This window comes from Streptomyces sp. CG4, from assembly GCF_041080655.1.
Taxonomy (GTDB): domain Bacteria; phylum Actinomycetota; class Actinomycetes; order Streptomycetales; family Streptomycetaceae; genus Streptomyces.
In genome coordinates this window covers 4,074,486-4,096,606 of sequence record NZ_CP163525.1, presented here as the reverse complement: position 1 = coordinate 4,096,606, position 22,121 = coordinate 4,074,486, and the positions used below count along the sequence as shown (strand labels likewise).

The window sequence follows — 22,121 nt, the reverse complement described above, 5'->3', positions numbered from 1 at the left end:
TCGAACTTGGGGAGATCCCGCCGTGACCGTCGTGAAGGAGCCCCTCTCCGAGAACACCGCCGACGTGATCGTGGTCGGCGCGGGGCCGGCCGGCTCCACGACCGCCTACCACCTCGCCAAGGCCGGTCTCGACGTCCTGCTCCTGGAGAAGACCGAGTTCCCGCGCGAGAAGGTCTGCGGCGACGGTCTCACCCCGCGCGCGGTGAAGCAGCTCGTGGCCATGGGCATCGACATCTCCGAGGAGGCCGGCTGGCTGCGCAACAAGGGCCTGCGCATCATCGGCGGCGGCTCCCGCCTCCAGCTGGACTGGCCGGATCTCGCCGCGTATCCGAACTACGGCCTCGTCCGCAAGCGTGACGACTTCGACGAGCAGCTCGCCCGCAACGCCCAGAAGGCCGGCGCCCGCCTCTACGAGCGCTGCAACGTCTCCGGTCCCGTCCTCGACGACCGCACCGGCCGCATCACCGGCGTCACCGCCAAGCTCGGCGAGGAGAAGCGCGAGGTCACCTTCCACGCGCCGCTGGTCGTGGCCGCCGACGGCAACTCCACCCGCCTGTCCCTCGCGATGGGCCTGCACCGCCGCGAGGACCGCCCCATGGGCGTCGCGGTGCGGACGTACTTCACCTCGCCCCGCCACGAGGACGACTACCTGGAGTCCTGGCTGGAGCTGTGGGACCGCCGCGGCGCCCAGGACCGCCTGCTGCCCGGCTACGGCTGGATCTTCGGCATGGGCGACGGCACGTCCAACGTCGGCCTCGGCGTCCTCAACACCTCCGCCTCCTTCAAGGAACTGGACTGGCGCGAGATCCTCAAGGCCTGGTGCGCCTCCATGCCCGAGGACTGGGGCTACACCCCCGAGAACATGACCGGCCCGATCCGCGGCGCCGCCCTGCCCATGGCCTTCAACCGCCAGCCGCACTACACGCGCGGACTGCTGCTGGTCGGCGACGCCGGCGGCCTGGTGAACCCCTTCAACGGCGAGGGCATCGCCTACGCCATGGAGTCCGGCCAGATCGCCGCCGACGTCATCGTCCAGGCCCACGCGCGGGCCACGCCCGCCCAGCGCGAGATCGCCCTGCAGCGCTACCCGCGCGTCCTCAAGGACACCTACGGCGGCTACTACACGCTCGGCCGCGCCTTCGTGAAGCTCATCGGCAACCCGAAGGTCATGCAGATCGCCGCCCAGCGCGGCCTCACGCACCCGATGCTGATGAAGTTCACCCTCAAGCTCCTCGCGAACCTCACCGACCCCACGGGCGGCGACGCGATGGACCGCATCATCAACGGCCTGAGCAAGGTGGCCCCGAAGGCGTGACTAGACGCTGAGCGCGGCCGTGTTGGCGGCCCGGCGGGCGAACACCTCGTCCCGCCGGGCCGCCATCTGCCGCAGCGCGTCCTTTTTCTCCCGCTTGGAGAGCCGATCCAGGTAGACGTACCCGTTGGTGTGGTCGGTCTCATGGATGAGGCAGCGCGCGAAGTATCCCGTGCCCTCGACGACGAGCGGATGGCCGTCCTTGTCCTGCCCGCGCACGACGGCCCGGTCCGGCCGCGGTACGGCCATCACGGCACCCGGCACCGACAGACAGCCCTCGCCCTCCTCCAGCAGCCGCCGCCCGCTGGTGGGCGTTTCGAGCACCGGATTGACGACGTGCCCGACATGTCGGACACCGTCGTCGTCGGGGCAGTCGTATACGAACAGCCGGAGATCGACCCCGACCTGGTTCGCCGCCAGTCCCGCCCCTTCGGCGACATACAGGGTGAGGAACATGTCGTCGATGAGTGCGGCGAGGTCGGGTCCGAACTCCGTGACATCCCGGCACGGCTTGTGCAGGACCTCCTCGCCGACCTCCGTGACCCTGCGTACCGCTCCACGCCGGGCCTCGGGGGCGTGGCGGGGGTAGTAGTCGGCGGGCCTTCCCTGTACGAACACGCGTGGCATCGCGCGGTCTCCTTCGCTCGTGGACGGACCGCCGAGTGGCGGTCCGTGCCGAGCATGTCAGGAGCGGCGCCCTGGCGTGCCAGGAACGGCGCAAGGGCCGCTGCCCCCGAGCGGCTGCGGCCCTACGCGCGTTGAGAGGCGCCTGGAGTGCTCAGAGCACCCGCACGGCACCGGTCGGCGGGTCGTACGACAGCGGCTTCTCGACGATGCCGGTCGACGGGTTCTGCGCGCCGACGAACATACCGTCGCCGACGTACACCGCCACGTGGTACGCGCTGCCCGCGCTGCCCCAGTAGAGGATGTCGCCCGGCTGCAGGTTGCTGAGCGAGACCTGCGTGCCGGAGGTCGACTGGTCCTGGGAGACGCGCGGCAGGCTGACGCCGATCTCCTTGAAGGCGGACTGCACCAGGCCGGAGCAGTCGTAGGCGCTCGGGCCGGAGGCGCCCAGGACGTAGGACTTGCCGATCTGCGCCTTCACGAAGGCGATGACGGACGCGGCCGAACCGGTCGCCGTGGACGTGCTGCCGGAGTCCGACGTGGCGGCGAGCGTCGTCCGGTCCGCGTTGCGCGAGGCGCGGGCGGCGGCCTCCCTGCGGGCGGCCTCCTCGGCCTTCTTCTTGGCCTCGGCGGCCTTCTGCTTGGCCTCCGCGAGGTCCGCCTTGGCCTGCTTCGCGGCGTTTGCGGCAGCCGTGTCACGCTCGGCCTGCAGCTGGTAGTTCGCGGCGGCCTGCTGGGTGGCGTCCGCGGACTTGGCGGCCTGAGCGGCCAGGTCGGCCGTCAGGGTGGGCAGTTCGAGGGTCTGCGTCACCGGCTCGGCCGCAGTCGCCGAGCCGGACGCCCCGGCGACTGCCAGGGAGCTGAGGACGCCACCGGCAACTCCGGCCCGCATCGCGAGGGACGACGCGCTGCGGCGGGGCTTCCGGTGGCTGCGTATGTGAGCGGTGTGGGACATGGGAATAACGGGTACCAGGGGCTCCTTCATATCTTCAAGAAACGTGTGCTGCGCCACAGTTGCTCAATCGAGACCATGAATCCCGGGCGTGTCACTCTTTATTGACGCCGTAACGGACATTGCGGACGTCGGTGATCAAGCCCTTGATCACGGTCTTTGATCATTACGCCCGAATTGCCCCCCGCTTACCACTGCTTGAGGTGGTTGGCCAAGCCCGGTTCTCAGGGGCCTCTCATCAATGTGGCGGAGGTCACGGAACGGTTACCGGAACCGTCGCGTCCCGCGTGTGCGGAGCTCGTGAACGCGTGCACGCGTTCGCATCGCGTCCACATCGCACCCCGCGCCTCCCTCCGATGTGTGAACGGGGTCCTTTATCAAGCCGTTGCGTCTAGCACCAATTTGCATGCAGCGGAAGTCTCTTGATATTGAGACGACCTCTCCGGCCTGCGGCGACAGGCAAGAATGTCACTTCTGGTGATCAACTGAACGCTTCGCGTATGAAGATCACCCATCATCCGACTTCATGTTCCTTCGTCAGGTGGTGGAGATCACAAAGCTTGTGGAATACGCCGTGTCGCAGATCACAGAGCGGCGGGCATAAGATGCGTGGCAGCTGGGCTTGTGACCTGCTTCACATGTTCTCGATCTTCGCCCGGGACGAGCGGGGTTCGTGGGACCGGTGCGGCGGATGTGAGCCCGGTGCACCAGTGCAACCGCCAGCAGTCAGCGCCGACTGAGAGGAGCGAGGAGCGGTGAACGCGTATGCGCCCATCCTCGTACTGGGAGCCCTCGGGGCAGGCTTTGCGATCTTCTCCGTGGTCATGGCCACGCTGATTGGTCCGAAGCGGTACAACCGCGCCAAGCTTGAGGCCTACGAGTGCGGTATCGAGCCGACCCCCACGCCGGCCGGCGGCGGGCGCTTCCCCATCAAGTACTACCTGACGGCGATGCTCTTCATCGTCTTCGACATCGAGATCGTCTTCCTCTACCCCTGGGCCGTCACCTTCGACGCCCTGGGGATTTTCGGGCTCGTGGAGATGCTGCTCTTCGTGCTCACCGTCTTCGTCGCGTACGCGTACGTATGGCGGCGCGGCGGCCTGGAATGGGACTGAGGGGCCTTTAGTCATGGGACTCGAAGAAAAGCTGCCGAGCGGCTTCCTGCTGACCACCGTCGAGCAGGCCGCGGGCTGGGTGCGCAAGGCGTCCGTCTTCCCCGCCACCTTCGGCCTCGCCTGCTGCGCCATCGAGATGATGACCACCGGCGCCGGCCGCTACGATCTGGCGCGCTTCGGCATGGAGGTCTTCCGGGGCTCACCGCGCCAGGCGGACCTGATGATCGTCGCCGGCCGGGTCAGCCAGAAGATGGCGCCGGTGCTCCGGCAGGTCTACGACCAGATGCCCAACCCGAAATGGGTGATCTCCATGGGCGTCTGCGCCTCCTCGGGCGGCATGTTCAACAACTACGCGATCGTCCAGGGCGTCGATCACATCGTCCCCGTCGACATCTACCTCCCGGGCTGCCCGCCCCGCCCCGAGATGCTGATGGACGCGATCCTCAAGCTCCACCACAAGATCCAGACCTCCAAGCTCGGCGTCAACGCCGAGGAGGCCGCCCGCGAGGCGGAGGAGGCCGCGCTCAAGGCCCTGCCCACGATCGAGATGAAGGGGCTGCTGCGGTGAGCGACGCGAACGGCAACGGCGCAGGCGGCGTGAACGGGTCCGCGAACGGGGTGAACCCCGAGAAGGACCTCTCCGCCTCCAACCTCCCCGGCCAGCGCGGCCAGGGTGGCGAGGAGATCCGCGTCCAGCGCGGCATGTTCGGCGCCAACAACGGCGGCGACACCTCCGGCTACGGCGGCCTGGTCCGCTCGGTCCGGCTCCCGGGACCGGCGACCCGCCCCTACGGCGGCTGGTTCGACGAGGTCGCCGACGAACTGGAAGGCGCCCTGGAGGAACAGGGACTCGTCCCGGACAACGCCGTCGAGAAGACGGTCGTCGACCGCGGCGAGCTCACCTTCCACATCGAGCGCGAACACCTGGTCCGTGTCGCCCGCACCCTGCGCGACGACCCGGCCCTGCGCTTCGAGCTGTGCACCGGCGTCAGCGGCGTCCACTACCCGCACGACAAGGGCCGCGAGCTGCACGCCGTCTACCACCTGCGCTCGATCACCCACAACCGGCTGGTCCGCCTCGAAGTCAGCGCCCCTGACGCAGACCCGCACATCCCCTCGCTCGTCTCCGTGTACCCGACGAACGACTGGCACGAGCGCGAGACCTACGACTTCTTCGGGATCGTCTTCGACGGCCATCCGGCCCTGACGCGGATCATGATGCCGGACGACTGGCAGGGCCATCCGCAGCGCAAGGACTACCCCCTCGGCGGCATCCCCGTCGAGTACAAGGGCGCCCAGATCCCGGCTCCGGACCAGCGGAGGTCGTACTCGTGAGCACGCAGTCAGCATCCGACGCGTCGGCCGCCTCGGCGCGCGAGACCACCGAGGGCACCGTATATACGGTCACCGGTGGCGACTGGGACGAGGTCGTCCAGTCCGCGACCCGCGCCGACGACGAACGCATCGTCGTCAACATGGGTCCCCAGCACCCCTCCACCCACGGAGTGCTCCGCCTGATCCTGGAGATCGAGGGCGAGACCGTCACCGAGGCCCGGTGCGGCATCGGCTATCTGCACACCGGCATCGAGAAGAACCTCGAGTACCGCACGTGGACGCAGGGCACCACCTTCGTCACGCGCATGGACTACCTGACGTCCTTCTTCAACGAGACCGCCTACTGTCTCGCCGTCGAGAAACTCCTCGGCATCGAGGACGACATCACCGAGCGCGCCAAGATCATCCGGGTGCTCCTGATGGAGCTGAACCGGATGTCCTCCCACCTGGTGTGCATCGCCACCGGCGGCATGGAGCTCGGCGCCACCACGATCATGATCTACGGATTCCGTGATCGTGAAATGATTCTCGACCTCTACGAGCTCATCACGGGCCTGAGGATGAACCACGCGTACATCCGCCCCGGCGGACTCGCCCAGGACCTGCCGCCCGGCGCGGTGGACCAGATCCGCGAGTTCGTGAAGAAGATGAAGAAGAACCTCCCGGAGTACGACAAGCTCGCCACCGGGAACCCCATCTTCAAGGCCCGCATGCAGGACATCGGCTACCTCGACCTGGCCGGCTGCATGGCCCTCGGCGCCACCGGCCCGATCCTGCGCTCCACCGGCCTGCCGCACGACCTGCGCAAGGCACAGCCGTACTGCGACTACGAGTCGTACGACTTCGAGATCCCGACCGCCGACTCCTGCGACGCCTACGGCCGCTTCCTGGTCCGCCTGGAGGAGATGCGCCAGTCGCTCAGGATCGTCGAGCAGTGCCTGGACCGGCTCCAGCCCGGCCCCGTCATGGTCGCCGACAAGAAGATCGCCTGGCCCGCCCAGCTCGCCCTGGGCCCGGACGGACTCGGCAACTCCCTCGACCACATCAAGAAGATCATGGGCACCTCCATGGAGGCCCTGATCCACCACTTCAAACTCGTCACCGAGGGCTTCCGCGTCCCGCCGGGACAGGCGTACGCGGCCGTCGAGTCCCCCAAGGGCGAGCTCGGTGTGCACGTCGTCTCCGACGGCGGCACCCGCCCCTACCGGGTCCACTTCCGCGACCCGTCCTTCACCAACCTGCAGGCCATGGCGGCGATGTGCGAAGGCGGCCAGGTCGCCGACGTCATCGTCGCCGTCGCGTCCATCGACCCCGTGATGGGAGGCGTCGACCGGTGACCACCTCTTCTTCGGAGCGGGGCGTCAGCCTGGGCATGCCCGAACTGCCCGCGCCCGCGTACCCGGACGACGTCCGGGCCCGCCTGGAGGCGGACGCGCGCGAGATCATCGCGCGCTACCCGGACTCCCGGTCCGCCCTGCTCCCGCTGCTCCACCTCGTGCAGTCGGAGGAGGGCCATGTCACGCGCACCGGAATGCAGTTCTGCGCGGACATGCTGGACCTGACCACGGCCGAGGTCACCGCCGTCGCCACCTTCTACACCATGTACCGGCGCAGGCAGTCCGGCGACTACCAGGTCGGCGTGTGCACCAACACCCTGTGCGCGGTGATGGGCGGAGACGCGATCTTCGAGACCCTCCAGGAACACCTGGGCGTCGGCAACGGCGAGACCACCGACGACGGCAAGGTCACCCTGGAGCACATCGAGTGCAACGCGGCCTGCGACTTCGCGCCGGTCGTGATGGTCAACTGGGAGTTCTTCGACAACCAGACGCCGGGCAGCGCCAAGCGCCTGGTCGATGATCTGCGCGCGGGCCGGCCCGTGCAGCCCACGCGTGGGGCAAGGCTGTGCACCTTCAAGGAGACCGCGCGGATCCTGGCCGGCTTCCCCGACGAGCGGCCAGGGGCCGTCGAGGAGAGCGGCAGTGCGGGACCCGCGTCGCTGGTGGGCCTTCGCCTGGCAAGGGGAGAGGCCGCACCCGCGCGCGTGGTCCATCCGCGTGCACAGGAACCTCAGGATGCGCCGTCCGCGGGCGAGGCCGAAGAGGAGGGGGAGTGATGACCGTGGCAGCCGAACTCAAGGACACGAGCCCCGAGAAGCTGCTCGCACCCGTGCTGTCGGCCTTCTGGGACGAGGACCGGTCCTGGACTCTGGACGTCTACCGGAGGCACGAAGGGTACGAGGGGCTCCGCAAGGCGCTCGCCATGTCACCGGACGACGTGATCGCGTACGTCAAGGACTCCGGGCTGCGCGGCCGCGGCGGCGCGGGATTCCCGACCGGAATGAAGTGGCAGTTCATTCCGCAGGGAGATGGGAAACCGCACTATCTAGTTGTCAACGCCGACGAGTCGGAGCCGGGGACGTGCAAGGACATCCCGCTCCTCTTCGCGAACCCGCATAGCCTCATCGAGGGCATCGTGATCGCGTGCTATGCCATCAGGTCGTCGCATGCCTTCATCTATCTGCGTGGTGAAGTCGTTCCCGTTCTGCGGCGGTTGCACGAGGCCGTGCGCGAGGCCTGCGCGGCGGGCTACCTCGGCGAGAACATCCTGGGCAGCGGGCTCGACCTCCACCTCACCGTGCACGCGGGCGCCGGCGCGTACATCTGCGGTGAGGAGACCGCACTGCTCGACTCGCTCGAAGGCCGCCGTGGTCAACCGCGGCTGCGTCCTCCCTTCCCTGCTGTCGAAGGGCTCTATGCCTGCCCGACTGTTGTGAACAACGTCGAGTCGATCGCGTCGGTTCCCGCCATCCTGCAAAACGGGAAAGATTGGTTCAGGTCGATGGGCAGCGAGAAGTCCCCGGGCTTCACGCTCTACTCGCTCAGCGGCCATGTCGCGAGCCCCGGCCAGTACGAGGCTCCGCTCGGCATCACCCTCCGCCAGCTTCTCGACATGAGCGGCGGAATGCGGCCCGGCCACCGCCTGAAGTTCTGGACGCCGGGCGGCTCCTCGACGCCGATGTTCACCGACGAGCACCTCGACGTCCCCCTGGATTACGAAGGAGTGGGCGCCGCGGGTTCGATGCTCGGCACGAAGGCCTTGCAGTGCTTCGACGAGACGACCTGCGTGGTGCGGGCGGTGACCCGCTGGACCGAGTTCTACGCCCACGAGTCCTGCGGCAAGTGCACGCCCTGCCGCGAAGGGACGTACTGGCTCGTGCAGTTGCTGCGGGACATCGAGGCCGGCAAGGGCACCATGGCCGACCTCGACAAGCTCGCCGACATCGCCGACAACATCAACGGCAAGTCCTTCTGCGCCCTCGGCGACGGCGCCGCGTCCCCGATCTTCTCCTCGCTGAAGTACTTCCGCGAGGAGTACGAGCAGCACATCACGGGCCGGGGCTGCCCCTTCGACCCGGCCAAGTCGACGGCCTGGGCGGACCGCCCGGAGGTGAACGCATGACCGTGACCACCAGTGCTCCCTCGGGCGGGGGAGAGGCGGCGGTCCCGCCGGAGGACCTCGTCACACTGACGATCGACGGCATCGAGATCAGCGTGCCCAAGGGCACCCTGGTCATCCGGGCCGCCGAGCAGCTCGGCATCGAGGTCCCCCGGTTCTGCGACCACCCCCTCCTCGACCCCGCCGGCGCCTGCCGCCAGTGCATCGTCGAGGTCGAGGGCCAGCGCAAGCCGATGGCGTCCTGCACGATCACCTGCACCGACGGCATGGTGGTGAAGACCCAGCTCACCTCGCCGGTCGCCGAGAAGGCCCAGCACGGCGTCATGGAGCTGCTGCTCATCAACCACCCCCTGGACTGCCCGGTCTGCGACAAGGGCGGCGAGTGCCCGCTGCAGAACCAGGCGATGTCGCACGGCAACGCCGACTCCCGCTTCGACGGCAAGAAGCGCACCTACGAGAAACCCGTACCGATCTCCACCCAGGTGCTGCTCGACCGCGAGCGGTGCGTGCTGTGCGCCCGCTGCACCCGGTTCTCCAACCAGATCGCGGGCGACCCGATGATCGAGCTGCTCGAACGCGGCGCGCTCCAGCAGGTCGGCACCGGCGAGGGCGACCCGTTCGAGTCGTACTTCTCCGGCAACACCATCCAGATCTGCCCGGTCGGCGCGCTGACCTCGGCGGCCTATCGTTTCCGCTCCCGCCCCTTCGACCTGGTCTCCTCGCCGTCGGTCTGCGAGCACTGCGCGGGCGGCTGCGCCACCCGCACCGACCACCGGCGCGGCAAGGTCATGCGGCGGCTCGCCGCCAACGACCCCGAGGTCAACGAGGAGTGGATCTGCGACAAGGGACGCTTCGCGTTCCGGTACGCGCAGCTCAAGGACCGCCTCGACACCCCGCTGGTCCGCAACGCCGACGGTGTCCTGGAGCCCGTCTCCTGGCCGGAGGCGCTGGAGGCGGCCGCGCGCGGACTGAGCGCGGCACGCTCCCGGGCCGGTGTCCTGATCGGCGGTCGGCTGACCGTCGAGGACGCCTACGCGTACAGCAAGTTCGCGCGCGTGGCGCTCGACACGAACGACATCGACTTCCGCGCGCGCGTGCACAGCGGCGAGGAAGCCGACTTCCTGGCGTCCCAGGTGGCCGGCCGCGGCCGTGACCTCGACGGTACGGGCGTCACGTACACCTCCCTGGAGCAGGCACCCGCCGTCCTGCTGGTCGGCATCGAGTCGGAGGAGGAGGCGCCCGGCGTCTTCCTGCGGCTGCGCAAGGCCTGGCGCAAGCACAAGCAGCAGGTGTTCGCGCTGGCCACGCACGCGACCCGGGGTCTTCAGAAGGCGGGCGGCACCCTGCTGCCGGCCGCGCCGGGCACCGAGACCGAGTGGCTGGACGCCCTCGCGAGCGGTGTCGGTCTGGAGGAGCTCGGCACCCGGGCCGTGGAGGCTCTGCGCACCGAGGGCGCGGTCCTCGTCGTCGGCGAGCGCCTCGCCTCGGTCGCCGGCGGCCTCACCGCCGCCGTACGCGCCGCCCACGCGACCGGCGCCCAGCTGGTGTGGATCCCGCGCCGGGCCGGCGAGCGCGGCGCCGTCGAGGTGGGCGCGCTGCCGTCACTGCTGCCGGGCGGCCGCCCGGCGACCGACCCGCGCGCGCGGGAGGAGGTCGCCGCCGCCTGGGGGCTCGCCGAACTCCCGCTGCGCTACGGCCGCGACACCCACCACATCGTCGAGGCAGCCGCCACCGGCGAACTGTCCGCGCTCGTCGTCGCCGGGGTCGAGGTCGCCGACCTGCCCGACCCGGCACGCGCGCGTGAAGCGCTCGACGGCATCGGCTTCCTGGTGTCGCTGGAGCTGCGGCCCAGCGAGGTCACCGAGCACGCCGACGTCGTCCTGCCGGTCGCCGCGGTCGCCGAGAAGGCGGGCACCTTCCTCAACTGGGAAGGCAGGGTGCGGTTCTTCGACGCCGCGCTCAAGCCCGACCAGATGGCCCGCCGCCTGGCACCGACGGACGCGCGCGTGCTGCAGATGCTGGCCGACGCCATGGACGTCCACCTGGGCCTGCCGGATCTGCGCACCACGCGCGCGGAGATCGACCGGCTCGGCTCCTGGGCCGGCCCGCGCGCCACCGACCCCCAGGAGCCCGCGGGCACGCCGACGCGACCGGCCGCGGGCGAGGCCGTACTCGCCGGGCACCGGTTGCTGCTCGACCAGGGCGTCCTCCAGGAGGGCGACGAGGCGCTCGCCGGCACCCGGCACGCCGCCCACGCGCGCGTGTCGGCGGCGACGGCCGCCGAGGCGGGCGTGCAGGACGGCGAGGTCCTCGCCGTCACCGGCTCCGCCGGCACCGTCGAACTCCCGCTGCAGATCACCGAGATGCCCGACCGGGTGGTCTGGCTCCCGCTGAACTCCGTCGGCGCCGGCGTCGCCTCCGACACCGGGGCACGGCCCGGCTCACTCGTCCGCATCGGCCCGGCGACACTCGCCGAACAGGCCCCCAAGGAGGTGGAGGCATGAGCCCGTACCTCGCAGCTGAAGACCTCTCGATGTTCGGTCGCGACCCCTGGTGGCTGGTTGTCATCAAGGCCGTGTTCTGCTTCGCCTTCCTGATGGTGACCGTGCTGTTCTCCATCGTCTGGGAGCGCAAGGTCGTCGCCTGGATGCAGCTGCGCATCGGCCCCAACCGGCACGGCCCCTGGGGCATGCTCCAGTCGCTCGCCGACGGCGTGAAGCTGATGCTCAAGGAAGACCTCATCGTCAAGCGCGCGGACAAGGCGGTCTACATCCTCGCGCCGATCGTCGCGGCCATCCCGGCCTTCATGGCGATCGCGGTGATCCCCTTCGGCCCGGCCGACAACGAGATCTCGATCTTCGGTCACCGCACCACGATGCAGCTCACCGACCTGCCGATCGCGATGCTCTACATCCTCGCGGTCGCCTCCGTCGGCATCTACGGCATCGTCCTTGCGGGTTGGAGTTCTGGATCCACCTACCCGCTCCTCGGCGGCCTGCGCTCCTGCGCGCAGATGATCTCCTACGAGATTGCCATGGGCGCCGCGTTCGCCTCCGTGTTCCTGTACTCGGGGTCGATGTCGACGTCCACGATCGTGGCGCAGCAGCACGACCGCTGGTACATCCTGCTGCTGCCGGTCTCCTTCATCCTCTACATCGTCACGATGGTCGGCGAGACCAACCGCGCCCCCTTCGACATGCCGGAGTCCGAGGGCGACCTGGTCGGCGGCTTCAACACCGAGTACTCGTCCATCAAGTTCGCGATGTTCATGCTCGCCGAGTACGTGAACATGGTGACCGTCTCGGCCGTGTCGACCACCCTGTTCCTCGGCGGCTGGCGCGCCCCCTGGCCGATCAGCGCCTTCTGGGAGGGCGCGAACCACGGCTGGTGGCCGCTGCTCTGGTTCGTGATCAAGGTCCAGCTGCTGCTGTTCTTCTTCATCTGGCTGCGCGGCACGCTCCCGCGGGTCCGCTACGACCAGCTGATGAAGCTCGGCTGGAAGGTCCTCATCCCGGTCTCCGTGACCTGGCTGATGCTGGTGGCGACCGTACGGGCCCTGCGCAACGAGCACTACAACTTCGCCGACATCGCCCTCTACGTCGGCGGCGGAGTCCTCGCCCTGCTGCTGATCTCCTTCGTCGCCGACATGTTCCGCGAGAAGGCGAAGACGGCCGAGCAGACCGCCGCCGAGCAGGCCGGATTCGACCCGATGGCCGGCGGGTTCCCCGTACCGCCGCTGCCCGGACAGGAGCCGCCACCGGTGCCGAGGCGCCGCTCGCGCCGCGAGCGGGAGCTGATTGTCAGTGGCGCGTCGGACACTGTCAGTGACGGATCTTCGGATGGAAAGGAGGCGTCCGATGGCTGAGGAGCCGAAGGAGACCAAGCCCGGTTTCCAGAACCCCGTCGCCGGCTTCGGCGTGACCTTCAAGGCCATGTTCAAGAAGCGGCTGACCGAGCAGTACCCGGAGCAGAAGAAGACCACGGCTCCGCGGTTCCACGGACGACACCAGCTCAACCGCCATCCGGACGGCCTGGAGAAGTGTGTCGGCTGCGAGCTGTGCGCCTGGGCCTGCCCCGCCGACGCCATCTACGTGGAGGGCGCCGACAACACCGACGAGGAACGCTACTCGCCGGGCGAGCGCTACGGCCGCGTCTACCAGATCAACTACGCCCGCTGCATCCTGTGCGGCCTGTGCATCGAAGCGTGCCCCACGCGCGCGCTGACGATGACCAACGAGTTCGAACTGGCCGACTCCAGCCGCGCCAACCTCATCTACACCAAGGAACAGCTCCTCGCCGGCCTTGAAGACGGCATGGTCGACACGCCCCACGCGATCTTCCCGGGGACCGACGAACAGGACTACTACCGGGGCCTGGTGACACAGGCCGCCCCCGGCACGGTCCGCCAGGTCGCCGTTTCCAAGGGCGAACAGCCGCAATCGGCAGGCCCTTCGGGCGCGGCCGAGGACCAGGAGCAGGAGGTGGACGCATGAGCCCACAGCTCGCCGCCTACGCGACCTCCACCGGCGAGGCCTTCCAGTTCTGGGCGCTCGGCACGATCGCGGTGCTCGGCGCGCTGTGCACCGTCTTCATGAAGAAGGCCGTACACAGCGCGCTCTGCCTCGCCGGCACCATGATCGTCCTGGCGATCTTCTACCTGGCCAACGGCGCCTATTTCCTGGGCATCGTGCAGATCGTCGTGTACACCGGCGCGATCATGATGCTGTTCCTGTTCGTGGTGATGCTCGTCGGCGTCACGGCCGCCGATTCCCTGAAGGAGACCATCAAGGGCCAGCGCTGGCTGGCCCTTCTGTGTGGAGCCGGCTTCGGTGTCCTGCTGTTCGCGGGCATCGGCAACGCCTCCCTGAAGGAGTTCACCGGCATCGGCCAGGCGAACGCGAACGGCAATGTGGAGGGTCTCGCCGCCCTCATCTTCACCAAGTACGTCTTCGCCTTCGAAATCACCGGCGCCTTGCTGATCACGGCCGCCGTCGGCGCCATGGTGCTCACCCACCGCGAGCGCACCGAGCGCGCCAAGACCCAGCGCGAGCTGGCCGAACAGCGCGTCCGCGAAGGCAAGCACGTCCCGCCGCTGCCCGCCCCCGGCGTCTACGCCCGGCACAACGCCGTGGACATCGCGGGCCTGCTCCCCGACGGCACCCCGTCCGAGCTGACCGTCAACAAGACGCTGCGCGAGCGCGGCCAGATCCGTGACGTGTCCGCGGAGGCGCTGGGCGAGCTGCGCGCGCTGGAGCAGCGAGCGGAGGAACGCCTGGAGCGTACAGAGATCGAACCGGCGACGTTCAAGCGGCCCGAGGAGGCGTCGAAGTGAACCCGGTCAACTACCTCTATCTCGCCGCCCTGTTGTTCACCATCGGCGCGACCGGCGTCCTGATCCGGCGCAACGCCATCGTGATCTTCATGTGCATCGAGCTGATGCTGAACGCCTGCAACCTCGCGTTCGTCACCTTCTCCCGGATGCACGGCAACCTCGACGGCCAGATCATCGCCTTCTTCACGATGGTCGTCGCCGCCGCGGAGGTCGTGGTGGGCCTGGCGATCATCGTGTCGCTGTTCCGTACCCGCCACTCGGCCTCGGTCGACGACGCCAGCCTGATGAAGCTGTAAGGGGTCGGAAGAATCGTGGAGAACCTGATCGCGCTGCTCATCGCGGCGCCCCTGCTCGGAGCGGCCGTCCTCCTGGTCGGCGGCCGGCGCCTCGACCGCGTCGGCCACTGGATCGGCACACTCCTGTCGGCCGCCTCCTTCGTGTTCGGCCTGATCCTCTTCGCCGACCTGCTCGGCAAGAACACCGAACACCGCACTCTCATCAAGCACCTGTTCAGCTGGGTCCCGGTGGCCGGCTTCCAGGCGGACGCCACCCTCCGCCTGGACCAGCTGTCGATGACGTTCGTCCTGCTCATCACGGGCGTCGGCTCACTGATCCACCTGTACTCGGTCGGGTACATGGAGCACGACGAGCGGCGCCGCCGCTTCTTCGGCTATCTGAACCTGTTCCTCGCGGCGATGCTGCTGCTCGTCCTCGCCGACAACTACCTGCTGCTGTACGTCGGCTGGGAGGGCGTCGGTCTCGCCTCGTACCTGCTGATCGGCTTCTGGCAGCACAAGCCCAGCGCCGCGACGGCCGCGAAGAAGGCCTTCCTGGTGAACCGGGTCGGCGACATGGGCCTGTCGATCGCGATCATGCTGATGTTCGCGACGTTCGGCAGCTTCGCCTTCGGCCCGGTCCTCAGCCACGCGACCGGGGCCTCCGAGGGCAAGCTCACCGCCATCGGCCTGATGCTGCTGCTCGCCGCCTGCGGCAAGTCCGCCCAGGTGCCGCTGCAGTCCTGGCTCGGTGACGCCATGGAGGGCCCGACCCCGGTCTCGGCCCTGATCCACGCGGCGACGATGGTGACCGCGGGTGTGTACCTCATCGTCCGCTCCGGAGCCATCTTCAACGCGGCCCCGGACGCCCAGCTCGCCGTCACCGTCGTCGGCGCCGTCACGCTGCTCTTCGGTGCGATCGTCGGTTGCGCGAAGGACGACATCAAGAAGGCACTGGCCGGCTCGACCATGTCGCAGATCGGCTACATGGTGCTCGCGGCGGGCCTCGGCCCGATCGGCTACGTCTTCGCGATCATGCACCTGGTGACGCACGGCTTCTTCAAGGCCGGGCTGTTCCTCGGCGCGGGCTCCGTCATGCACGGCATGAACGACGAGGTCGACATGCGCAAGTACGGCGGCCTGCGTACGTACATGCCGGTCACCTTCATCACCTTCGGCCTCGGCTACCTCGCCATCATCGGCTTCCCGGGCCTGTCCGGCTTCTTCTCCAAGGACAAGATCATCGAGGCGGCCTTCGCCAAGGGCGGCACCGAGGGCTGGATCCTCGGCGGCGCGGCCCTGCTCGGCGCGGCCATCACCGCCTTCTACATGACGCGCGTGATGCTGATGACGTTCTTCGGAGAGAAGCGCTGGCAGCCCGACGAGAACGGCAACGAGCCGCACCCGCACGAGTCCCCGAGGGTCATGACGATCCCGATGATGGTGCTGGCCGTCGGATCGGTCTTCGCCGGTGGCCTCTTCAGCATCGGCGACCGCTTCCTGCACTGGCTGGAGCCGGTCACCGGACACAGCGAGGGCCACTCCCCGGTCAGCGCCTGGACGGTCACCGGCGCGACCACGGTGTGCCTGCTCATCGGCGTGGGCATCGCCTGGGCGCAGTACGGCCGGGGGCCCGTCCCCGTCGTCGCCCCGCGCGGCTCGCTGCTCACCCGCGCGGCACGCCGCGACCTGCTCCAGGACGACTTCAACCACGTGGTCCTGGTCCGCGGCGGCGAACACCTGACGCGCTCCCTGGTGTACGTCGACCACACCCTGGTCGACGGTGTCGTCAACGGCACCGCGGCCGGCTTCGGCGGCCTGTCCGGGCGGCTGCGCCGGCTCCAGAACGGCTTCGCCCGCTCCTACGCGGTCTCGATGTTCGGCGGCGCGGCACTCCTGGTCGCCGCGACCCTGCTGATGAGGGCGGTCTGATACCGATGTCCATTCCTCTGCTGACAGCGACGGCGGCGCTCCCGGCCGTAGGGGCCGTCGCCACGGCCGCCGTACCGGCCGCGCGGCGCACCGCCGCCAAGTGGCTGGCACTGCTCGTCTCGCTCGCCACGCTCGCCCTGGCGATCACCATCCTGGTCCGCTTCGACCCGGGCGGCGCCCGCTACCAGCTCACTGAATCCCACGCCTGGATCAAGGACTTCGGGGTGCGGTACGAGCTGGGTGTCGACGGGATCGCGGTGGCACTGATCGCGCTGACCGCCCTGCTGATCCCGTTCATCATCCTCGCCGGCTGGCACGACGCCGACCCGCTGGAGACCGGCAGCCGGCGCTGGCGGCCCACCCAGGGCTTCTTCGCGCTGATCCTCGCCGTCGAGGCGATGGTGCTCATCTCCTTCGAAGCCACCGACGTCTTCGTCTTCTACATCTTCTTCGAAGCCATGCTCATCCCGATGTACTTCCTCATCGGCGGCTTCGGAGACCGCGCCCACGCGCAGGGCGAGAAGGCGGCCTCGACGCAACGGTCGTACGCGGCGGTGAAGTTCCTGCTCTACAACCTGGTCGGCGGCCTGATCATGCTGGCCGCGGTGATCGGCCTCTACGTAGTGGCCGGAAACTTCAGCCTCCAGGAGATCGCACAGGCCCGCGCGAGCGGCTCGCTGCACATGGCGACGAGCACCGAACGCTGGCTGTTCCTCGGCTTCTTCTTCGCCTTCGCGGTGAAGGCACCGCTGTGGCCGCTGCACACCTGGCTGCCCAACGCGATGCAGGAGTCCACCGCCCCGGTCGCCGTCCTCATCACCGCGGTCGTCGACAAGGTGGGCACGTTCGCGATGCTCCGCTTCTGCCTTCAGCTGTTCCCCCAGGCCAGCAAGTGGGCCACGCCTGCCATCCTCGTACTGGCCCTGATCAGCATCGTCTACGGCGCACTGCTCGCCGTCGGCCAGCGGGACATCAAGCGACTGGTCGCCTACGCGTCCATCTCGCACTTCGGCTTCATCATCATGGGCATCTTCGCGATGACCAGCCAGGGCCAGTCCGGCGCCACGCTCTACATGGTCAACCACGGCATCTCCACGGCCGCGCTGATGCTGGTCGCCGGCTTCCTGATCTCCCGGCGCGGCTCGCGGCTCATCGCCGACTACGGAGGCGTGCAGAAGGTCGCCCCCGTGCTCGCCGGCACCTTCCTGATCGGCGGCCTCGCCACCCTCTCACTGCCCGGACTCGCCCCGTTCGTGAGCGAGTTCCTGGTCCTGGTCGGCACGTTCACGCGCTATCCGGCGATCGGCGTCATCGCCACCTTCGGCATCGTCCTCGCCGCCCTCTACACCCTCGTCCTGTACCAGCGGACGATGACGGGCCCGGTGAAGCCCGAGATCTCGGCGATGCCCGACCTCCGCGCGCGTGAACTCGTGGTCGTCGCCCCGCTGATCGTGCTGCTGATCTTCCTGGGCGTCTACCCGAAGCCCGTCACGGACATCGTCAACCCGGCGGTCAAGCAGACCATGTCCGACGTCCACAAGACCGACCCCAAGCCCTCGGTGGAGGCGGCCAAGTGAGCACAACAGCCGTCCACAGCCTGTGGACAACCGCGGCCGACCCGATCTCGAAGATCCCGGCACCGAAGATCGAATACGGACAATTGTCGCCGACGCTGATCGTCGCTGGTGCGGCACTGGTCGGCGTGCTGATCGAGGCGTTCCTTCCGCGCAAGTCCCGCTACTACGCGCAGGTGTTCGTCTCACTCGTAGCCCTGTGCGCCGCGTTCGCCGCGGTGGTCGCGCTCGCGGCCGACGGGTACGGCACCACGAAGGCGCACATCGCGGCGATGGGCGCGATCGCGGTCGACGGGCCGTCCCTGTTCCTGCAGGGCACGATTCTGCTGGCCGGTCTGGTCGCCCTGTTCACCTTCGCCGAGCGGCGCCTGGACCCGGCCACGCACGGCAACCGCGTCGACTCCTTCGCCGCGCAGGCCGCCTCCGTGCCGGGCAGTGACACCGAGAAAGCCGCGGTGAAGGCAGGATTCACCACCACCGAGGTCTTCCCGCTCCTCCTCTTCGCGATCGCGGGCATGCTGGTGTTCCCCTCGGCCAACGACCTGCTGACGCTGTTCGTGGCCCTCGAGGTCTTCTCTCTGCCGCTGTACCTGATGTGCGCGCTGGCCCGCCGCAAGCGGCTGATGTCGCAGGAAGCCGCGGTCAAGTACTTCCTGCTCGGCGCGTTCGCCTCCGCCTTCACCCTGTTCGGCATCGCCCTGCTGTACGGCTACGCGGGCTCGGTGTCGTACGTGCGCATCGCCCAGGTCGTCGACGGCACGGTCACCAGCATCGACCCGGCGCTGGCCAACACCATGGGCAACGACGCGCTGCTGCTCCTCGGCAGCGCCCTGATCGTGATGGGCCTGCTGTTCAAGGTGGGCGCGGTGCCGTTCCACATGTGGACGCCGGATGTCTACCAGGGCGCGCCGACGCCCGTGACCGGCTTCATGGCGGCGGCGACGAAGGTAGCCGCGTTCGGCGCGCTGCTGCGCCTGCTGTACGTCGTCCTGCCCGGGATGCGCTGGGACTGGCGGCCGGTCATGTGGGCGGTGGCGATCATCACCATGCTCGGCGGTGCGATCGTCGCGATCACCCAGACCGACATCAAACGGCTGCTGGCGTACTCGTCCATCGCGCACGCCGGATTCATCCTCGCGGGTGTCATCGCCACGTCGAAGGACGGCGTCTCGTCGGTCCTCTTCTACCTGGCCGGCTACTCCTTCGTGACGATCGGCGCCTTCGCGGTGGTCACGCTGGTGCGCGACGCGGGCGGCGAGGCGACGCATCTGTCCAAGTGGGCCGGTCTCGGCCGACGCTCCCCCCTGGTGGCGGCGGTCTTCGCCGTCTTCCTCCTGGCCTTCGCCGGCATCCCGCTGACCTCCGGCTTCGCCGGGAAGTTCGCCGTGTTCAAGGCGGCCGCGGACGGCGGCGCGGCCCCGCTGGTCGTGGTCGGTGTGATCTCCTCGGCGATCGCCGCGTTCTTCTACATCCGCGTGATCGTGCTGATGTTCTTCAGCGAGCCCCGGCCGGAAGGCCCCACCGTGGCCGTACCGTCCCCGCTGACCACGGTGGCGATCGCCATGGGCGTGGCGGTGACCCTGGTCCTGGGCGTGGCCCCGCAGTACTTCCTGAACCTGGCGAGCCAGGCGGGAGTCTTCGTGCGCTGACGCACTCCCCGCGCATGCCGCTGCCCGGCACCCTCGTTCAGCAGGGGCGCCGGGCAGCGGTGTGTTTCCGGGTCACTGACCCCTGCCGCGGGAACCCTGGTCTGATCGGAACTCTCCAAAGCCTCCGCCCGTACGACGATCACGTCGGTTCCGGCCTGTTCTGCCGGTCGAGGTCCACGGTGAACCGGTTGAGAACCCCGACCCGGATGGTGCGGCACCGGTGAGACGACGGCCACATGCGCTCATGGCGCGCCCATGAAAAGGCGACTGAGGGCACGGGAAGACGAGGCTCGCGTCGATCAGCTACGTGTGGGGCGGCAGGCCCGGGAGCGAGCCCATGTCGTCTGCCGTCCATCCGTGTTGGGGAGGGAACGGCCACGCGGTTGCCGAGGCCTGGAAGGCGACGCTCACGTGCGCTCCCCACGACGGGGTCCGGCTGGTTGCTTCAGGTCAGTGCCCGGTTACGCAGGAGAATGAGCCGAGCCTGTGGATAACTCCGTGGCTGTCGGTCCGGCCCCCTATCGTGGATGCAGCGGTCGAGAGACGACACACGGGGGACCGGCGGGGGACAGGACGATGGGCGTGACGGGCGGGATCAGCGAGATGCCACAGGTGACCGAGGGGCCGGGTGCGGCCGACAGCGAGGCGCTGGCCACGCTGCACCGGGTCTTCGGATACGAGGCCTTCCGGGGCGAGCAGGGAGCGATCATCGAGCATGTGGTGGCGGGCGGAGACGCCGTCGTCCTCATGCCGACCGGCGGCGGCAAATCGCTGTGCTACCAGATCCCGGCCCTGGTCAGACCCGGTACGGGCGTGGTGATCTCCCCGCTGATCGCCCTGATGCAGGACCAGGTGGACGCCCTGCGCGCCCTCGGCGTGCGGGCCGGCTTCATCAATTCCACGCAGGACTTCGACGAGCGGCGCGTGGTCGAGGCCGAGTTCCTGGCCGGCGAGCTGGACCTGCTGTATCTGGCACCCGAGCGGCTGCGCCTGGACACCTCGCTCGACCTGCTCTCGCGCGGCAAGATCTCCGTCTTCGCGATCGACGAGGCGCACTGCGTGTCCCAGTGGGGCCACGACTTCCGCCCCGACTACCTGGCGCTGTCCCTCCTCGGCGAGCGCTGGGCGGACGTTCCGCGGATCGCCCTCACCGCCACGGCTACCCGAGCCACGCACGAGGAGATCACCCAGCGGCTGAACCTGCCGACGGCCCGCCACTTCGTCGCCAGCTTCGACCGGCCCAACATCCAGTACCGGATCGTGCCCAAAGCCGACCCCAGGAAGCAGCTGCTCGCCTTCCTCAGGGAGGAGCACGCGGGCGACGCGGGAATCGTCTATTGCCTCTCCCGCAACTCGGTGGAGCGGACGGCGGAGTTCCTGACCGCCAACGGCATCGAGGCGGTGCCGTATCACGCCGGCCTCGACGCGGGTATGCGCGCCGCCCACCAGTCCCGGTTCCTGCGCGAGGAGGGCCTGGTCGTGGTGGCGACCATCGCCTTCGGCATGGGCATCGACAAGCCGGACGTACGGTTCGTCGCCCACTTCGACCTGCCGAAGTCGATCGAGGGCTACTACCAGGAGACCGGCCGCGCGGGCCGCGACGGGCTTCCGTCCACGGCCTGGATGGCATACGGCCTGAACGACGTCATACAGCAGCGCAAGCTGATCCAGTCCGGCGAGGGCGACGAGGCGTTCCGCCGCCGGGCCGCATCCCACCTCGACGCCATGCTCGCGCTGTGCGAAACGGCCCAGTGCCGCCGTGGCCAGCTGCTCGCCTACTTCGGCCAGGACCCCGATGCGGCGGGCTGCGGCAACTGCGACACCTGCCTCACCCCGCCGGAGACCTGGGACGGCACGGTCGCCGCGCAGAAGGTGCTGTCGACGGTGGTACGGCTCCAGCGCGAGCGAGGCCAGAAGTTCGGCGCCGTGCAGATCGTCGACATCCTGCTCGGCAAGCGCACCGGCAAGGTCATCCAGTTCGACCACGACCAGCTGTCCGTCTTCGGTATCGGCACCGACCTCACCGAAACCGAGTGGCGGGGCGTCGTCCGGCAGCTGCTGGCGCAGGGGCTGCTCGCGGTGGAGGGGGAGTACGGCACTCTGGTGCTCACCGAGACGAGCGGCTCCGTACTGCGGAGCGAGCGGGAGGTGCCGCTGCGCAAGGAGCCGAAGAAGCCGGCCACCTCCAAGTCGCGCTCGGCCGGCGCGTCCGGCGGCGATCGCAAGGCGAAGGCCGCCGTGGCCGAGCTGCCCGGCGAACTGCTGCCCGCCTTCGAGGCGCTGCGCGCCTGGCGTGCCGAACAGGCCCGTGAACAGGGCGTGCCGGCGTACGTCATCTTCCACGACGCCACCCTGCGGGAGATCGTCAGCCGTCGCCCCGCTTCGGTGCGTGAGCTCGGCACGGTGAGCGGCGTCGGCGAGAAGAAGTTGGCGACGTACGGCGAGGGTGTGCTGGCCGTGCTGGCTTCCCTCGACGGGCCGGCCCCGGCCGCCGACGACGCACAGGAGCCCGACTGGCCTGAGCCGGACGAGGCGCCGGAGCCGGACGACTGGATATAGACG

General features: G+C 69.0%; 18 protein-coding genes. 16 read left to right on the top strand and 2 right to left on the bottom strand.

Features of this window, described 5'->3' with window-relative positions; translation table 11 throughout:
* The first annotated feature begins 22 nt into the window (after window positions 1-22).
* Window positions 23-1,315, top strand: coding sequence for a geranylgeranyl reductase family protein (locus AB5L52_RS18575; protein WP_351026830.1), 1,293 nt, complete (start codon window positions 23-25; stop codon window positions 1,313-1,315).
* Here the strand turns inward: AB5L52_RS18575 and def are convergent, their stop codons facing one another.
* On the bottom strand, window positions 1,316-1,939 hold the full coding sequence (def, locus tag AB5L52_RS18570; RefSeq protein ID WP_351575892.1) for a peptide deformylase: 624 nt from the start codon (window positions 1,937-1,939) through the stop codon (window positions 1,316-1,318).
* A gap of 151 nt (window positions 1,940-2,090) precedes the next feature.
* Entirely contained in the window at window positions 2,091-2,891 is an 801-nt protein-coding gene (locus tag AB5L52_RS18565) for a C40 family peptidase (RefSeq protein ID WP_351575889.1), read from the bottom strand.
* A gap of 752 nt (window positions 2,892-3,643) precedes the next feature.
* Between AB5L52_RS18565 and AB5L52_RS18560 the strand changes: the two genes are divergently transcribed.
* From AB5L52_RS18560 to recQ, 15 genes are all read left to right on the top strand, one after another.
* The gene (locus AB5L52_RS18560) at window positions 3,644-4,003 is read left to right on the top strand and encodes an NADH-quinone oxidoreductase subunit A (protein WP_003992243.1); all 360 of its coding nucleotides are present in this window, start codon (window positions 3,644-3,646) and stop codon (window positions 4,001-4,003) included.
* A gap of 13 nt (window positions 4,004-4,016) precedes the next feature.
* On the top strand, window positions 4,017-4,571 hold the full coding sequence (locus tag AB5L52_RS18555; protein WP_023547484.1) for an NADH-quinone oxidoreductase subunit B family protein: 555 nt from the start codon (window positions 4,017-4,019) through the stop codon (window positions 4,569-4,571).
* On the top strand, window positions 4,568-5,338 hold the full coding sequence (locus tag AB5L52_RS18550; protein ID WP_351575886.1) for an NADH-quinone oxidoreductase subunit C: 771 nt from the start codon (window positions 4,568-4,570) through the stop codon (window positions 5,336-5,338). Before AB5L52_RS18555 ends, AB5L52_RS18550 begins: the two co-directional genes overlap by 4 nt.
* Entirely contained in the window at window positions 5,335-6,675 is a 1,341-nt protein-coding gene (locus AB5L52_RS18545) for an NADH-quinone oxidoreductase subunit D (RefSeq protein WP_351026824.1), read from the top strand. The genes AB5L52_RS18550 and AB5L52_RS18545 overlap by 4 nt, the downstream gene beginning before the upstream one ends.
* The gene (gene nuoE / locus AB5L52_RS18540; RefSeq protein ID WP_351026822.1) at window positions 6,672-7,454 is read left to right on the top strand and encodes an NADH-quinone oxidoreductase subunit NuoE; all 783 of its coding nucleotides are present in this window, start codon (window positions 6,672-6,674) and stop codon (window positions 7,452-7,454) included. The genes AB5L52_RS18545 and nuoE overlap by 4 nt, the downstream gene beginning before the upstream one ends.
* Window positions 7,451-8,800, top strand: coding sequence for an NADH-quinone oxidoreductase subunit NuoF (gene nuoF, locus AB5L52_RS18535; RefSeq protein WP_351026820.1), 1,350 nt, complete (start codon window positions 7,451-7,453; stop codon window positions 8,798-8,800). Before nuoE ends, nuoF begins: the two co-directional genes overlap by 4 nt.
* Complete coding sequence (locus AB5L52_RS18530; protein WP_369365078.1) at window positions 8,797-11,301, top strand: NADH-quinone oxidoreductase subunit G; 2,505 nt, start codon at window positions 8,797-8,799, stop codon at window positions 11,299-11,301. The genes nuoF and AB5L52_RS18530 overlap by 4 nt, the downstream gene beginning before the upstream one ends.
* Window positions 11,298-12,662, top strand: coding sequence for an NADH-quinone oxidoreductase subunit NuoH (nuoH, locus tag AB5L52_RS18525; protein WP_369365076.1), 1,365 nt, complete (start codon window positions 11,298-11,300; stop codon window positions 12,660-12,662). The genes AB5L52_RS18530 and nuoH overlap by 4 nt, the downstream gene beginning before the upstream one ends.
* Window positions 12,655-13,290, top strand: coding sequence for an NADH-quinone oxidoreductase subunit NuoI (nuoI, locus tag AB5L52_RS18520; RefSeq protein WP_351026815.1), 636 nt, complete (start codon window positions 12,655-12,657; stop codon window positions 13,288-13,290). Before nuoH ends, nuoI begins: the two co-directional genes overlap by 8 nt.
* Window positions 13,287-14,129, top strand: coding sequence for an NADH-quinone oxidoreductase subunit J (locus tag AB5L52_RS18515; protein ID WP_369365074.1), 843 nt, complete (start codon window positions 13,287-13,289; stop codon window positions 14,127-14,129). Before nuoI ends, AB5L52_RS18515 begins: the two co-directional genes overlap by 4 nt.
* The gene (gene nuoK / locus AB5L52_RS18510; RefSeq protein WP_351026811.1) at window positions 14,126-14,425 is read left to right on the top strand and encodes an NADH-quinone oxidoreductase subunit NuoK; all 300 of its coding nucleotides are present in this window, start codon (window positions 14,126-14,128) and stop codon (window positions 14,423-14,425) included. Before AB5L52_RS18515 ends, nuoK begins: the two co-directional genes overlap by 4 nt.
* Window positions 14,426-14,440: 15 nt before the next feature.
* Window positions 14,441-16,336 carry an NADH-quinone oxidoreductase subunit L gene (gene nuoL / locus AB5L52_RS18505; protein WP_369365072.1) on the top strand — a complete coding sequence of 632 codons (1,896 nt, stop codon included), beginning with the start codon at window positions 14,441-14,443 and terminating at the stop codon, window positions 16,334-16,336.
* 5 nt (window positions 16,337-16,341) lie between these two features.
* Window positions 16,342-17,913, top strand: a complete 1,572-nt coding sequence (locus AB5L52_RS18500) for an NADH-quinone oxidoreductase subunit M (protein ID WP_351026808.1) — start codon at window positions 16,342-16,344, stop codon at window positions 17,911-17,913.
* Entirely contained in the window at window positions 17,910-19,559 is a 1,650-nt protein-coding gene (nuoN, locus tag AB5L52_RS18495; RefSeq protein ID WP_369365071.1) for an NADH-quinone oxidoreductase subunit NuoN, read from the top strand. The genes AB5L52_RS18500 and nuoN overlap by 4 nt, the downstream gene beginning before the upstream one ends.
* 576 nt (window positions 19,560-20,135) lie before the next feature.
* On the top strand, window positions 20,136-22,118 hold the full coding sequence (gene recQ, locus AB5L52_RS18490) for a DNA helicase RecQ (RefSeq protein WP_369365069.1): 1,983 nt from the start codon (window positions 20,136-20,138) through the stop codon (window positions 22,116-22,118).
* Window positions 22,119-22,121 lie beyond the last annotated feature (3 nt).